Genomic DNA, 15,635 nt, shown 5'->3' on the forward strand with positions numbered 1-15,635 from the left:
TAGTTGAAGATAAAACCCAGATCGGCAAAACGACTCTGGGTTTTTCTTTTTAAACCAGACATTTCATTATTACAGCTAAATCAGTAATTTTTAAAAACACCAGTATATATGTGTTATTTATTATCTAACAGATCACTTACTAAGAGATCGGTATCCGCTCCAAACTACCAACAGGTAATAACCTTAGGATTACTTTTGGTGATGGTTTTCTGCAACACAGTATGGGGTCAGGAAACGAATTCTGGCTTATCAAAAACAGTTAACACGCCAAAACAACGTTATATTCCCGCTAAAATATGGATGGTGCCCGAAGGAAATGATTTCACCAACGATGCACATGAATTCAGTTATAAACGAATGGTCGAATCAGATAATATTGCCATTTTCTGGTCGAAAGAATTTGGGCCGGATCTCTCTAAAAATACTGATCCTGCTGCCCGCTTGGATATGGATCAGGTTTTAAAAGAGTGTGATCGGTTTTACAATTTTTATGTGGATACGCTGGGTTTTGTGAATAAAGGGAACTCGGTAACCGATCTATACAAACTTTTGATTTTCGTATTTAAGGGAAAGGAAGGCACAGCATTTGGTGGCGGCGAAGAAAATAAAATAGGCATTGCCTGGACTCCCCTGGCCCGTATCAGCAAAGCCCCTTTCGGCGCATTGGTGCACGAAATAGGCCACTCGTTTCAATACCTGGTTAGTGCCGATGGGGCCTGGGCTTTTACTTCGGCAGCTAAAGGAAGCCATGGGCAGTCTATTTTCGAAATGACCTCCCAATTTATGCTCTGGCATGTTTATCCGGAATGGATGACTTTTGAAAATTATCATTTGGAGGCCTACCTAAAAAAAACTCATTATGCCTTTCTGCACGAGACCAATCAATATCACTCGCCATATGTATTGGAGTATTGGGCCAACAAACATGGAATTAAGTTTATTGGTAAGCTGTGGCAACAAGCTTTAAAAGGCGAAGATGCGGTTATGGCCTACAAACGGATCACGGGAACGGACCAGAAAAATTTTAACGATGAAATGCATCAGGCTGCAGCTAAATTTATTACCTGGGATTTAGACCAGGCTAAAAAAGCAGCCAAAACTTATGCCAACCAACATGCAACAGTTTTAGATTCATTGCCAGATGCCTGGTACCGGATATTGCCGGGTAATTGTCCACAAAACTACGGATATAACAGCATAAGATTAAAAACCCCCGAAGAAGGAACAGAAATCAAACTAAAATTTAAAGGTTTGGCAGGAGCAAATGGTTTTAGGAAAGTAAACCTGGCTTACGCCGGTTGGCGGTACAGTTTCCTTGCGGTAAAATATAATGGCGAACGTGTTTATGGTAAAATCCATGATACCAGCGAAGGTTCAGCCAGGTTTACCGTACCAAAAAACACACAATATTTATGGCTTGCGGTAAGTGGCGCACCAACTACACACTGGGAACATATTACAGATGGAAAAGATGAAAACGACGAACAATGGCCTTATCAAATTAAGCTTAAAGGTACCACGGTAGCAGAAATTACATCTGTGATACAAAAGAAATAACCTGTACGCAACCCGAAGCCTAGTATATAATCAAATGTCAAAACAAAATAATTACTTTTTTTAAACGGTTTTAACCCTTGCCGTATTTTTAGCCGGAAACAACATTACGGCATCAAAATAATAAGATTAACGTTGGTGTATCAAAAGTTGTAATTCCATTCGAATTTGTCACGTTGAGCTTCCCGAAGAATCCTATCGTGTGGACACATCTTTTTCAAGAATGGTTTGGGCATCATGCTAGCTGGCTTTAATAAACCACAGTCTTTACCGAAGGACGCCGTCAATCCCAAGTGGCGGGAGAATCAAAAAACAGGTGCAGAATAGAACAAATAGCACTACCAAACCTAAAACGCAGTGGTTTTGTGTTCATAAACGCTGATCAAAGCTTTCACGAGAATTGAACACAAACCCCGAAGGGCTCAATCAGCCCAAAGAAAACACAAACAAAAACTGATTAAACAAAGTGCCGCTGTTTTTTGATGAGCGTGGGGTGGTGAGAAGCCACATTGCTGGATTGACAAAGCGCTTTGGGTACTTTGGCGCTCCAAAATGCGCTAGCATTCTTGAGCACAGATAAAAACAACATGATGTGCGAAAAACTACCATGCCCCGGCAGCAAAGAGCGGAAAACAACAAATTTATCTCCAAGCTAGTATTTATAGGGAATCAGAAATCTGTTAATAGTAGGAAAGATGCTGATCCCGAAACTTCGGGACAGCATGACGATCGCCTTAGGAATATGTGCTAAAACAAATATAGGCTGATGTAGATGTGTCCACACAATAGAAAGAATCGGGACAAGTAGTCGAAACGCCTTTCAAGATATTTAAACAGGTCCTTCGACAGGCTCAGGATGACAATTCTATATTTATGATACAGCCTCGTATCAATGTTCGCTTATTTCTTTTGGATAATCTTAAAACCGCTAAAAGATGCATCACCAGAAGCATCACCATAGGTAGCATGGTAAACGCCAACCTGTAAGCCAGTTCCCAGATCATCTCTTTTTACCGGGCTGCCGGGAAGATCTACCCAAGCCTTTCCATCACTGCTGCCACGCATAAAAAATGTATTTCCTGCCCGCTGTATCTGCAGATGTTTGTAAAAAGCCCATCCAGAGAGGTTGTTCGTCTGCCTTCTGCCACCATTCCCAAGGTCGGTAACAATATTTCCAACGCCCCAGCCAGGCATAATGCCGTTTTGTAAAAGCATTCTTCCATTTGTTGAAGCTTTAACCATTATACCTGCCTCATTTGCACCATAAGCTTTCTTCTCCCTGAGCCCCATCATATCTGAAAGCGTTACCTCGGCGATAAAATCACCCTCCACATTGTGGTAGGCAAAGGGCCCCGTTGACTCCGATCCATCCCAAAATGTATTGTGCGAAACCATCTTTAGGATACCCGATTGTTGTGTAACGGTATCTGCATTTCCTAATAAACCATCCCAGGAAGTCCCTGACAGGCCATCTTTTGTTGCCGGAACTGACCGGGCCACCCCACTCTGTTTTCTGATCGAAAATTGTGAAGAATCTGTTCTAACAACAAAGGGAAGAGACGTTTGGGTAACATTTCCAAAATTATCCCTGATTTTCACTGTATAACTATAATTACTTTGTGGAAAGACCGAAAAATCAATATAATCTGATGACCGCACCCATTTTGCATCCCCTTTATCTTTATCGTTTTGAAAAAGATATTCGAGATCACTGCCTGGCAGTTTAGGTTTATCTGCAACCATGTAGACCATATTTGTCGTAACCGCTGATGGCTTTGAGGCAAATGATGCTTTTAAGTTGCTAGTGCTTAAGGTTTGTTCCCAAAAATTAAATTCTTTTAAGCAACCAGGATGATCAAGGCCAAAACTATATATAGAAATTGATGATATTGCTGTTGTAGCACCTGGTCTTCCGCCAGAAGATTCAATCAAAATACGCTGGTCGCTTTGATTATTACGGACCAGTGCATAACTGGTCGGTTTACCGTTGATGAACACCTGGAACTTGCCCTGAGAAAAAGAACAGATTACCTGTTGCCACCTTCCGTTGCCCACTATCCTTACGGCTTTATTTCCTTTACCAAAAAACAGATCTGTTTTTGAACCAAGAGCAGGCAAAAGAGAAAAAACAGCACTAAATGGTTTTGAAAAATCGACCTCTTTTATAATTCTATCTCCCATGAGGACTTTACTACCATTGGCCAATACAGCAGCTATTTTCCCATTAACATCGGCCACTTCCACATTCCCTTTACACACCAGTTCTCCCAAAGCTGCCCCATTATTGGGCCAGTTTGCTAATTTCCCATATTCAAGGTTTTTTGCATCTGCATATACCGCTGTACTATTGTCTAATCCTTTTGTATAAGCTTTGTTAATCTGTGCATCGGTTAATGGAACATCATAAATTTTTAGGGAGGCTAATGCACCAGAAAACCCCGAGGTTCCATCATCATTGCCTCCAACAAGAAATCTGGTAAGATTATTCACAAAAAGCATCCTTCTTTCTGCCCTATCCAATTTCCCATCAACATATATGCGTTCCATTGTCCCATCAAAAACCATGGTAATCAGATGCCACTCATTAGCGTTCGGTAAATTCCTGTATCCTAAATCAGCCCAGCCTAGATGGGTGGCAGCGCCTGCACCTTTACTATTCCCATAACCTACCGCAGCATTACTTAAATTAACACCACCCCTACCTGTCCAAGAAACGATTGTTTCTTCTTTACCAATCTCTGGGTTCAGCACCCACATACTCACACTATAACTGCTGTTCCCCAGCATAGATGAAGGTGCACGAACGGATGATGATAAGCGCTCGGTGCCAGAGAAAACCAAAGCTTTCTTTCCACCTATCATTGAAGTAACCGGCTTATTTGTTCCGTTAGCAGAAAACACACCGGCTAATTTTCCATTATTTTGAACATGGGCTGCTATTGATCCTATCCGAAGATGATCAAAGTTCAGATCCACTAACAGTCCCTTCGGTTCGAAACGTTGCAAAGATTCCCATTTTTTGATGCTGGTATTCATTACCGGATTATATTCGGCATTGTCGAAAACCTTAATATTCCATATCGCCTTATTTAAGCCCGGATATTCTGTCCGTAAAATTGTTGTCCGCAGATATCTGGCCTTAACGTTTCCAAAATCGATCATCGGACTCCCATGTTTGGTGTTTTTACTCCTATCCATGTACAGTCCCCATGTTTTGCCATCGAGTGAATATTCAATTTTGTATTGATAGTACCAGGTAGCATATTCAAATTGAGTGTGCACACTTTTAACATTATAAGCTCTGCCTAAATCGATCTGGAGCCATGAGGGACCGATATTATTTTTGGCTTTCCATAAAGTTCCGTTATTATCATCGAATGCAAATTCTGGTTTAAAATCCTGATCATAAGATGAAGAGGCCACAGCAGTTTTGCCCAGCGCCAGATTTGGATGCGAATTCGCATTTTTTGCCAAATAGCCGATTCCGGAATGTGTAGGTACCAGCTTCAGTATGTTTCCTTTTTCATCGAAGATTATTTTATCCGCCGCTACCTGCCTGTGATAGCCACCGTCGTTGTGTGGGTTATTATGCCGGTGATAAACCAGGTAGAAATCATCTCCCTGCTGCAGAACAGACTGATGCCCTGGCCCATGCACCGTTCCATCGCCATTTGTGGCGAGGATCGGATTATCCTGGGCATACTTAAAAGGTCCCATCGGATTGGTTGCAGTTGCATACTGTACCCTGTAAGTTCCATCTTCGCAATAGCCAGATGAATAAGTGAGATAATAAATATTCTTTCTTTTGAATACAAATGGAGCCTCGAAAAAGTCTTTTGCATCGGTATTTGGGATCTGCGCAAGTTTTGAAAACGACTTCATGTCGTCATTCAATAAGCCAACACCGCACCCATGGCCCGGATAAATGCCCCAGGTGCCCCAATACATATAATACTTACCGTCGTCATCTTTAAAAGTCTGTCCGTCAAGTGTAATCACCTTGGGTACCATAAAATTTGAAACTATTGGTTTTCCGGGTGCTAAAAGCGATGTCCATGGACCAACCGGTGTTGCTGAAGATGCACCGAATATTTCAACTGGCTGACAGTAGTATAGATAATACTTTCCGTCAGGCCCTTGTGTTGCATCCGGTGCCCAGTAATGGTGGGTTGTTGGCCAGTTCATATCCTGCATGGTCCAGTTCACAAAATCTTTTGAAGTCCACACCTGCGAAGGTCCAAATCCGCCTCCATTGCCATCGGTTGTTGCATAAATATAATAAGTATCTCTAAATTTTTTCACCGTTGGATCTGCAAAATAACCTGGTATAACAGGATTGCCCTGCCCCCTGGCTAAATGCTGAGATTGCGCCATTGCAGGTTGGAAAGAGCAGCATAGGAGAAAAAGAATGAAGAGGTTTAGATAAATGTTTTTCATAATTAATGTTGATATCCCAGCCTACAAAAACCAGACTTGATGGATCAGGATGTAAATATAAACGAAGCGTAACCTAGATTTCCGTTGTATATTGATGCATAACATTAGTATTTTAACCAACCCGCCCAATCTGTGCTTTTGGTGTAGCGGATTGGAAAACTAAAAAGTAAACCGGGCCTTAAGCGAGCTTACAGAAGGTAATTTATTTTCAGGATTGTTTTTTGGCAAAAAAAACATGCTGATCCCGATGATTCGTGAAGGCATAACGACGAGCTTAAAAACAAGCCCATAGTTATCGTTATTTAAAATTTAATAAACTGAGGTAAAATCAATCCCAATCAGGGCAATACCTAATTTATTTTGTTGTATGGCAGGTACTTGTTAATATCTGGAAGCTACCAGATAAAAAAGAAGCATAAAAACACAGGGGTTCTTATTCATGCTCATAGATTATCTGTCTTCAAAAACTGAACAACCCATCAGCTGGAAGAATTTTAATCATTTAATGTGTGCTGAGATTGACGACCGGAGGGACCTGTTTTATTGAAATATACTATCTATACGCCTGAATAAAACCTCCAAACATCTTTCTATAATCAACTGTTATGATTGTTATATTCATCTTGATAACATGAGCAGTAAAAGAATCCGGGAAGCGACGTATTTTGAATTGGGCAGACAGGCCGAACGAGATGGACAGCTAAAAGAGGCTGTTAAGCAATATCTGCTTTTGCTAAAGCGCAATCCTGCCCATATTGATGCAAACAACCGGCTGATCATGACTTATAGAAAACTACATGAGTACTCTAAAGAAATTTCACTGATTAAAAAAGCAATCCATGCGCTCGAGCAGGAAATTGAAACGCAGCAGCAGCATTATATTGAGGAAAATCCCGCAAAAGCAAGAGATACGAGAGAACTTGCGATAAGCCTGGGGCTACTTGGTAAAAAAGGACTTCCGGTCATTGAAAATGAGATCATCAAAAGGTGGCAAAAAAGATTGCCTGTAGTGCAAAAAAAGCTCGAGCGGATCAAACATTAAATAAGATCCCTGACAAAATCTCTTAAGGTGTTAAAGTTTCCATAGGCATCCCCCATTGTATTGTTAAAATAAACAAAAACTTGTTTTTTTTCCGATAACCAATCAACAATATAACTCGCATATTCGGCAAGCACATCTTCAGGATAACTGCCCCTATAATTGCCACCTGGTCCGTGAAACCTCAGGTAACGAAAATCGCTATCGGTGTCATCTAAGGCGCTTGGTGCAGCCCCCTTATCGTGAGTGACCATGCCAAGGCAATTTTCCGCCAGTAACTCCATAACCTCTTCCACATAAAGTGAAGCATGCCTGAATTCCAATGCAATCTTCCACTTATTTTCCGGATCAAACTCGCGAAGACTCGTCATTAAACGAGAGAGCTGGGGAAAATCGGCTATTCTTATACTTGGTGGAAACTGAACCAGGATACATCCCCTTTTATGACCAGCATTAGCGATTACTTCCATAAACTTCGCGATATCCGCAGTATCAAACCCCAACTTCGGAGAATGAGTAATACCCTTAAAAAGTTTAAAGGTAAAGCGAAAATCATCCGGAACCTCTTCACTCCATTTTTTTACCGTGGAGGCCATCGGAATTTTATAAAACGAGCTATTAATTTCGATGCTATTCATCAACGAGCCATAATAGCACAATCTAGACCGTTCCCTGAATTCCTCGGGATAATGCAGTTTATTGGGCACAGGCAATAGCAGTCCACTTGTACCAGCGTAATAACCTTCTATTTTTTGATCCATTTTATAAACAAACATTATAAAATGCCAAATTGTTGCGTATAACCGTCTGAATAGGCTATTTTGTTAATAAATAGCACATCAATAGTTAAAGGATGGATTTCGGAAAGAAAGAATTATTAAAAAAATTGATTCTGTTACTTTTCTGAATTCTCACCCAAGAAGTAAATACGTTCAATCCCCTTCACTTTTGGCTGAGTGATGCTTACCTGGTCTCATTGATTAGCCAATAAAGCCAATTGTTATTTAATGTTTTATCTTGTCTTGTGTTCTTACTACTCCTTAACCTGGATGCACCTAGTAAAATACCAGTTAATATTAGGTATCTGTTAGCTAAAATAAACTTATAGATAGCAGAAATTTCCTCCTAATTTTATAAAAATTTAGTAAACGTATAGCTCAGCGTTTATTAATGAAAATGATTAAATATGAAAATGTACACATTGATCTTGCGTTCGCTATTATTTTTTGTTTTGACCCAAACCGTTATTAATGCCAGGGCCCAAAATGGCGATCAGATATTAGATGGAATTGGAGAAACAGGAATGATTGCACGTTATGTATTTAACGGAGACGTTAAAGACTGGTCTCGTAATAATTTACATGGGAAATATGAAGGCAATAATATAAAATTTGTTACCGATAGTAAATTTGGAAAAGTTTTGTCACTTTCCGGAGAAAACAATTCTTTTATCACGCTTCCGGCAGAAACCTTTACAGATCTTGAATCGATTAGCATTTCAGGATGGATATATTTACGTTCAGATAAACCCGGGCAACGCTTTTTTGATTTTGGAATTAACCCTAACAAACATTTCTTTGCAGCACCGGTTGGAACAATTACAAAGAAAGGATATCAGGCTTTTATAACCTCAGATAATAAAGATGGTGCAAGCTCTTCTTCTATAGCATTGAACAAGTGGGTGTATCTTACAATTGTTATAGATGTACCCTCAAAAACTATGGTGAGTTATGTGGATAGTAAACCTGTTAGCGAAACAAAAGATATTCCTTCCGATTTAACTACGATAATTGGTCAGCAAAAAGGAGATTCAAAGTTTTTTTATATTGGGAAATCATTATTAAAAGGCGACCCAAATCTTAACGCGATGATACACGACTTTCGCATTTACCGCGTTCCCTTAAGCAGCAGGCAAATAAATAAAATTTACAACAATTCACTTAATAACAGTCAGGAAAGTGCCGTAAATGTTGGTAAAACTGAGGATAATTTGCAACATTTTACTTCAGATCAACCTCAACTCTATAATGCATATTTAATAAAGGTAGATGATGTAGAAGTAGAAACTGAGGTCGGGAATTTACCAAGACTACCTGCCTTTGTAAAAGGGATTTATAAAGACCAGGTTAAAGGGCCCAAAGTACGCGTAATATGGCCATCAGATTTGGACAATTCTGCGGTTCTTAAGCCGGGAAAATACACAGTTACAGGCCGCATTGCAGGAACAGATTTTCAACCAAAAGCACTTGTAACCATAAAAAAAGCAAACAAATTGGCTTTACCGGCTTCAAAACTAGAACCTTTTAACCTGGATCAGGTAGAACTAGGCGACGATGCATCAGGCCACAAAACCCAATTTATCGAAAACCGCGATAAGTTTATAAACACACTTGTTAAAACCGATCCCAATTCCTTTTTATATATGTTTCGTCAGGCTTTCGGACAAAAGCAACCAGCAGGAACAAAACCTTTGGGCGTTTGGGATAGCGAGGATACTAAGTTGAGGGGACATGCCACCGGTCATTACCTTTCTGCCATTGCTCAGGCCTATGCAAGTACAGGATACGACAAAACTCTTCAGGCAAATTTCCATAAAAAAATAAATTATATGGTTGATGTTCTGTATGATTTATCTCAATTATCTGGAAAACCAAAAACAGCCGGCAGCACCAGTGTTTACGATCCAACTGCTGTTCCCTTTGGTCCTGGGAAATCAGCATATGATTCTGATTTAAGTGAAACAGGCATTCGCAACGACTATTGGAATTGGGGAAAAGGATTTATTAGTGCTTATCCTCCCGATCAATTTATTATGTTAGAGAAAGGAGCAAAATACGGTGGACAAAAGACCCAGGTTTGGGCTCCTTATTACACCTTGCACAAAATTTTAGCTGGCTTAATTGATGTATATCAGGTTACCGGAAACAAAAAATCGCTCGAAATAGCAACCCATATGAGCGATTGGGTTTACGCCCGTTTGAGCCAGCTGCCAAAAGAAATCCTGATCAAAATGTGGAACACTTATATCGCTGGCGAATATGGCGGCATGAACGATTCGATGGCTCGTTTGTATCAAATTACCGGTGATCAGAAATACTTAAGAACAGCTCAATTATTTGATAATGTAAAAGTATTTTTTGGTGATACGAATCATTCACACGGTTTAGCAAAAAATGTTGATTTATTCCGTGGCTTGCACGCTAACCAGCATATCCCCCAAATTGTTGGAAGTATAGAAATGTACAACGTTTCTCACAATCCGGAATACTATAAAATAGCAGATAACTTCTGGTACAAAACGGTAAATGATTATATGTACAGTATTGGAGGTGTGGCAGGCGCACGTAACCCGGCAAATGCAGAATGCTTTATAAGTCAACCCTCAACTTTGTATGAAAACGGTTTCTCGGATGGAGGGCAGAACGAAACCTGTGCTACTTATAATATGTTAAAATTAACCAGCGACTTGTTTCTTTTTGATCAACGCGGAGAATTAATGGATTACTATGAGCGCGGTTTATACAATCATATTCTGGCTTCTGTAGCAAAAGATAACCCGGCTAATACCTATCATGTGCCGCTTAGGCCAGGTTCTGTTAAGCAATTTAGCAACGCCGATATGACTGGTTTTACTTGCTGCAACGGTACAGCAATCGAAAGTAGTACAAAACTTCAAAACACCATTTATTTTAAGAGTAAAGACAATAAAGGACTTTATGTAAATCTCTACATTCCATCCACACTAAAATGGAAAGAACGCAATGTTACGCTTGTGCAGAAAACGAACTTCCCAAAAGAAGATCATACCAGTTTAACCATTCACGGTAGTGGGAAATTTGAAATTAACGTGAGGGTACCTGGATGGGCAACTAAAGGTTTTTTTGTAAAAATTAATGGTAAAGAAGAAAAATTTGAAGCTGAGCCTGGCAGCTACCTGAAAATAAACCGAAATTGGAAAAACGGGGATGTTATAGAATTGAAAATGCCCTTCCAATTTCATCTGGATCCAGTAATGGATCAGCAAAATATAGCGAGTTTATTTTATGGCCCAATATTGCTTGCAGCTCAGGAACCAAATGCAAGAAAAGATTGGCACAAAATAACGCTGGATGCAGAAGACATCAGCAAATCGATAAAAGGCAATCCCGAACAACTAGAATTCACAATCGGGGATGTTGTTTTTAAACCTTTTTACGAAACTTATGGCCGCCACTCCGTCTACCTTGATTTTACGTTAAAACAAGCCAATAACTAGGTAATTTTTATTCAAGTATTGAAATTCTTTAGCTGCAGATTTATCATGTTGAGTCTCCCGATGAAAATCGGGACTAGTAGTCGAAATACAAACAAGTGTATTTAACTATTCCTTCGACAAGCTATCATTTGACAGTTTTCTATAGAGGGGTCATCATTCCCGCGAAGGCCTATCTTGTGGACACATCTCTGCTAATTAGATTTGTTTTTAGCCCTTTTCTCTAAGGCGATCGTCATGCTGTCCCGAAGCTTCGGGATCAGCATCTTTCCTGCTATTAAGTAACTCTAAACACAAATATCGATTTATTACGCTCTTTGCCGCGGGGCAAGGTACTTTGGAGCGCCAAAGTACCCAAAGCGCTTTGTCAATCCAGCAATGTGGCTTCTCACCGCCCACGCTCATCAAAAAAACAGTGGCACTTCGTTTTGTGTTCAATATCCTTTTAACCTTAAATGCAGCGGATAAGAACACAAAACCACTGCGTTTCAGGCTTGGTAGTGCTACTTGTTCTTTTTAACACCTGTTTTTTTGATTCTTCTGCCACTTGGGATTGACGGCGTTCTTCGGTAAAGACTGTGGTTTATTAAAGCCAGCTAGCATGATGTCCAAACCATCCTAAAAAAAGATGTGTCCACACGATAGGCGCAGGCGGGAATCTTAAAGCTTATGGCATTACGATTATCTGCGATAAGCACTTCGTGGTTCCCAATCATTTACCAATGACAGATTCTAAAATTGGCGTCATCTCGACCGAAGCAAATGCGGAGTGGAGAGATCTTTGGACTATGTTAAAAGATCTCTCCACTGCGGTCGAGATGACGATTTATCTTACCTGTCACCCAACTCCTCTGTTTTTCGCCAAAAAACTGACCTCTGGGAATGACGATTCTTCGCGGATTATTATCTATTAAAATCCCTTGTCATTTATATTGATTTTTATAACATAAATTAGCCCTACCATTGATAGATTGCATAAGAAAGGTCGTCATTGCGAGGAGGAACGACGAAGCAATCTTTCCTGCCAGTGATTCTGATATAAAGATTGCTTCCCCGAAAAACAGGCCAGGCTGTCGGCTGAAAAAGCCTTCTCGCATCCCTTGAACATTATGATAGGCAAATGACCCCTCATTCGTGGAAAAGATAGGGATAAATATTTTTCATAGTTTACCACTCCTCAAGTAAATTGATCTCCCATCTGGTTCAATGATTCTATCATAAATGAATTTTCTAATCAGAACTGCCTTATTTACAAATAGTTCAACAGGGCTGTAAACGATTGGAATTGATAGCTTGTTAAAACCTGCCGGATTTTGGAATGTTTAACTTATAGAATAGAGCGTAATTGAACAGATGAATGTAGCTGAAGAGATGAAATTGAAAATAGATTTTCAGCGTGAAGACAAGACGTATGGCAAAGCGGAGTACAAATAGAGTCGATAGTGGCGCCATGCCCGAGCATGTTGATCCAATGCTGTGTACATTGGTCAAAGCCCCTGTTGAAAATGAAGAATACCTGTATGAAATCAAATGGGACGGCTACCGGATCATTTCAAAGGTAGAGAACGGAAAAATCAGGATGAATTCACGCAGCGGTTTGGATTATACCAAAAAATACCCGCTGATTGCCGAAGCCCTGGAAAACCTCGGTCATGAGCTAATGATCGACGGTGAGATAGTGGTATTGAATGAAGAAGGCAAACCTGATTTCGATGCCTTGCAGCTCTATAATGGCAAACGTTCACCGATTCGTTATTGCGTTTTCGATCTGCTGTTTCTGGATGGAAATAATCTGATGGAATTGCCACTTTTTCAGCGCAAAGAACTGCTGGAGACACTGGTAAAAAACGATGAAACTTTTCTGTTTAGCGAGAGTTTTGAGGATGGCAAGGAACTGTATGAAAATGCACTCCAGGATAATCTGGAAGGAATTGTCGCCAAAAAAAAGCACAGCCCTTATGTGCCCGGAGACCGGAGCTACAACTGGCTTAAAGTACCGACACGTAAACGGCAGGAATTCGTAATTGGAGGCTGGTCGGAGTCTGATAAGTCACGTTCATTCCGCGCCCTGCTGTTTGGTGCTTATGAAAACGGCAAACTCCACTGGATCGGCAGATCAGGCGGAGGCTACAAACAATCAGAAATGCCAGGCATATTAAAAATGCTCCAGGCAGTTGAAACCGAAAAATCGCCTTTTGTTAATGAGATCCTGGATACCAAAGGCGCCAAGACCCATTATGTGAAACCAACACTGGTGGCCAATTTTGAATTTGCGACCTGGACAAAATCTGGCAGGATCAGAAAACCCGCTACTTTTTTGGGTTTCCGAAAAGACAAAAACCCCAAAGATGTGGTACGGGAAGTACCCAAAGAGGCGGATCAGGTAGAAGCCATTATTGTAGAACAAACAACACCTTACGAGTATGATCAAAATCAAAGCAGAAACGGCTATACGCCTGATGATCCTGCTCAACAAAATGCCGGCAAATCAGAATTGGAAACCTATCGGCAAAAGCGATCTTTTAATCAGACACCTGAGCCGCAAGGCGGCAATACGGACAGCGAAAAGCTGATCTTCGTTGTTCAGAAACATGACGCTTCGCACCTACACTATGATTTCCGGCTTGAAATGCGTGGGGTACTTAAATCATGGGCAGTTCCCAAAGGACCTTCCATGAATCCAAAAGACCACCGCCTGGCCATGGCGGTTGAAGATCACCCGTATGACTATAAAGATTTCGAAGGCATTATTCCCGAAGGCCAGTATGGCGGCGGTACTGTCCTCGTTTGGGATAACAGAACTTATGAACCAGCCGAAAAGATCAAAGGCAAAAGCGCGCAGGAACACTGGTTGCTCTCCCACTATTATAAGAATTCATTAAGCATCATTCTTCACGGAAAAAAACTCAAAGGGGAATTTAACCTCACGCGCATTAAAGAAGAGGAAGAAGGACGGAACTCATGGCTGTTGACCAAAGTTAAAGATGGTCATGAACTGCAAATGGACATTACCAAAAAAGACCGCTCCGTAATTTCGGGAAACACATTACTGGAAGTAGCCGTAGACAATCATTCAAAGGTCTGGCAAAGCAACCGTACTACACATCTTGATCAGCCGGAAGAAAATGATAAGGAGTCATTAAACCCCGAACAATTGGATGAAGATGAGCACACTCAAACCAGCTCGAAGCCGCAGCATAAACATCAGACCGTAGGCGAACTCTTTCCAAAATCTAAAAACAAAAGATCAACCCGGGGCCTGCTGTCGAAAGAGAGCAATTGGTGCAAGGTCTTTGAAGAAAAGATCAAATCGGAAGGCACAATCGAAGTAGAAAAACAAAGCCTCCAGTTGACCAACATAGAAAAAAAGCTTTGGAAAAGCACTAACAAAGCGCAACTGATTAATTATTACAATAGTGTAGCTGCTTACGTTCTGCCTTACCTGAAAAACCGGCCATTGTTCCTGCACATTAAAAATCTTTCTGCACAGGCACCTGGCTTTTACATCAAAGATATGGAAGGACATCAACCAGACTTCCTCGATATATTTTCCACTAAACGTAAACACAAAGTTGCAGGCAAGGCCAATCTGATCGATTATGCGGTATGCAATAACCTTCCTGCACTGATATGGCTGATTAACCTGGGTTGTGTAGACTTGAATCCCTGGAATTCAACTACAAAAAACCCCTTGGAACCCGATTTCATTGCAATTGACCTTGATCCCTCAGATGAGGACTTTAAAAAGACTGTTAAAACAGCCCTTGCAGCAAAGGAGTACTTTGATGAGCACAAGCTTACTGCCTTTGTTAAAACTTCGGGCAAAACGGGAATCCATATTTTTATCCCCTGCAAGGGCTTCAGCTTTCCGCAGGCCCGCAACCTGGCTGAACACATCTGCGCTGAAATCCAGAAACGTGTGCCAAAAATCGCTACAATAGAAGTTTCCATTGATCATCGTGGAAATAAACTGTTCGTAGACTTTTCCCAAAACGATGAAGCCGATACGCTGGCCTGCGCCTATTCAGTGCGTCCCGCCAAATTACCAACGGTCTCAACCCCTCTGGAATGGGACGAACTAACACTAAAGCTAAAACCTACCGACTTTACAATTGATACCATCAATGCCAGGTTATTGGAAAAAGGTGATCTTTGGACAGACCTTTTGGACAAAAAAATCACAGCCAGGAATACCAAAATCCTAAAAAAATTACTTGAGGCATGATCAGATAAACCCCATTTAGCTGAACAACCAGCCAGATTTCACTTAAATACCTGAAAATTTCTAAATTTCTACCGTAGTTATAAATTGCTTCATTAGAGCAATGCGCTGAGGAGCACAAGGGGTATTTT

At 40.7% G+C, this 15,635-nt stretch carries 6 protein-coding genes; 4 read left to right on the top strand and 2 right to left on the bottom strand.

The window, feature by feature from the left end; translation table 11 throughout:
* Positions 1-108 precede the first annotated feature (108 nt).
* The gene (locus tag QF042_RS17530; protein WP_307530733.1) at positions 109-1,557 is read left to right on the top strand and encodes a DUF6055 domain-containing protein; all 1,449 of its coding nucleotides are present in this window, start codon (positions 109-111) and stop codon (positions 1,555-1,557) included.
* Between the two features lie 897 nt (positions 1,558-2,454).
* Here QF042_RS17530 and QF042_RS17535 read toward each other — a convergent pair.
* Positions 2,455-5,991 carry a family 43 glycosylhydrolase gene (locus QF042_RS17535; RefSeq protein WP_307530734.1) on the bottom strand — a complete coding sequence of 1,179 codons (3,537 nt, stop codon included), beginning with the start codon at positions 5,989-5,991 and terminating at the stop codon, positions 2,455-2,457.
* A gap of 631 nt (positions 5,992-6,622) precedes the next feature.
* On the opposite strand from QF042_RS17535, the gene QF042_RS17540 reads away from it, so the two are divergent.
* A complete protein-coding gene (locus QF042_RS17540; RefSeq protein WP_307530735.1) occupies positions 6,623-7,033 on the top strand; it encodes a hypothetical protein in 411 nt (136 codons plus the stop codon).
* On the opposite strand, the gene QF042_RS17545 is transcribed toward QF042_RS17540, so the two are convergent.
* Positions 7,030-7,791 (bottom strand): DUF72 domain-containing protein, encoded by a 762-nt coding sequence (locus tag QF042_RS17545; RefSeq protein WP_307530737.1) that lies wholly within the window; start codon positions 7,789-7,791, stop codon positions 7,030-7,032. The genes QF042_RS17540 and QF042_RS17545 overlap by 4 nt on opposite strands.
* A gap of 425 nt (positions 7,792-8,216) precedes the next feature.
* Between QF042_RS17545 and QF042_RS17550 the strand changes: the two genes are divergently transcribed.
* Together QF042_RS17550 and ligD are read left to right on the top strand one after the other, a co-directional pair.
* Positions 8,217-11,285: a beta-L-arabinofuranosidase domain-containing protein gene (locus QF042_RS17550; protein ID WP_307530739.1), complete on the top strand. Its 3,069-nt coding sequence runs from the start codon at positions 8,217-8,219 to the stop codon at positions 11,283-11,285.
* 1,393 nt (positions 11,286-12,678) lie between these two features.
* On the top strand, positions 12,679-15,507 hold the full coding sequence (ligD, locus tag QF042_RS17555) for a non-homologous end-joining DNA ligase (protein ID WP_307530741.1): 2,829 nt from the start codon (positions 12,679-12,681) through the stop codon (positions 15,505-15,507).
* Positions 15,508-15,635 lie beyond the last annotated feature (128 nt).

Origin of the sequence: Pedobacter sp. W3I1 (assembly GCF_030816015.1) — a bacterium.
Lineage (GTDB): Bacteria > Bacteroidota > Bacteroidia > Sphingobacteriales > Sphingobacteriaceae > Pedobacter.

Coding starts and splice junctions, on each gene's coding strand:
- QF042_RS17530 (WP_307530733.1), top strand. CDS start 109: ATGTGTTATTTATTATCTAACAGATCACTTACTAAGAGATCGGTATCC.
- QF042_RS17535 (WP_307530734.1), bottom strand. CDS start 5,991: ATGAAAAACATTTATCTAAACCTCTTCATTCTTTTTCTCCTATGCTGC.
- QF042_RS17540 (WP_307530735.1), top strand. CDS start 6,623: ATGAGCAGTAAAAGAATCCGGGAAGCGACGTATTTTGAATTGGGCAGA.
- QF042_RS17545 (WP_307530737.1), bottom strand. CDS start 7,791: ATGGATCAAAAAATAGAAGGTTATTACGCTGGTACAAGTGGACTGCTA.
- QF042_RS17550 (WP_307530739.1), top strand. CDS start 8,217: ATGAAAATGTACACATTGATCTTGCGTTCGCTATTATTTTTTGTTTTG.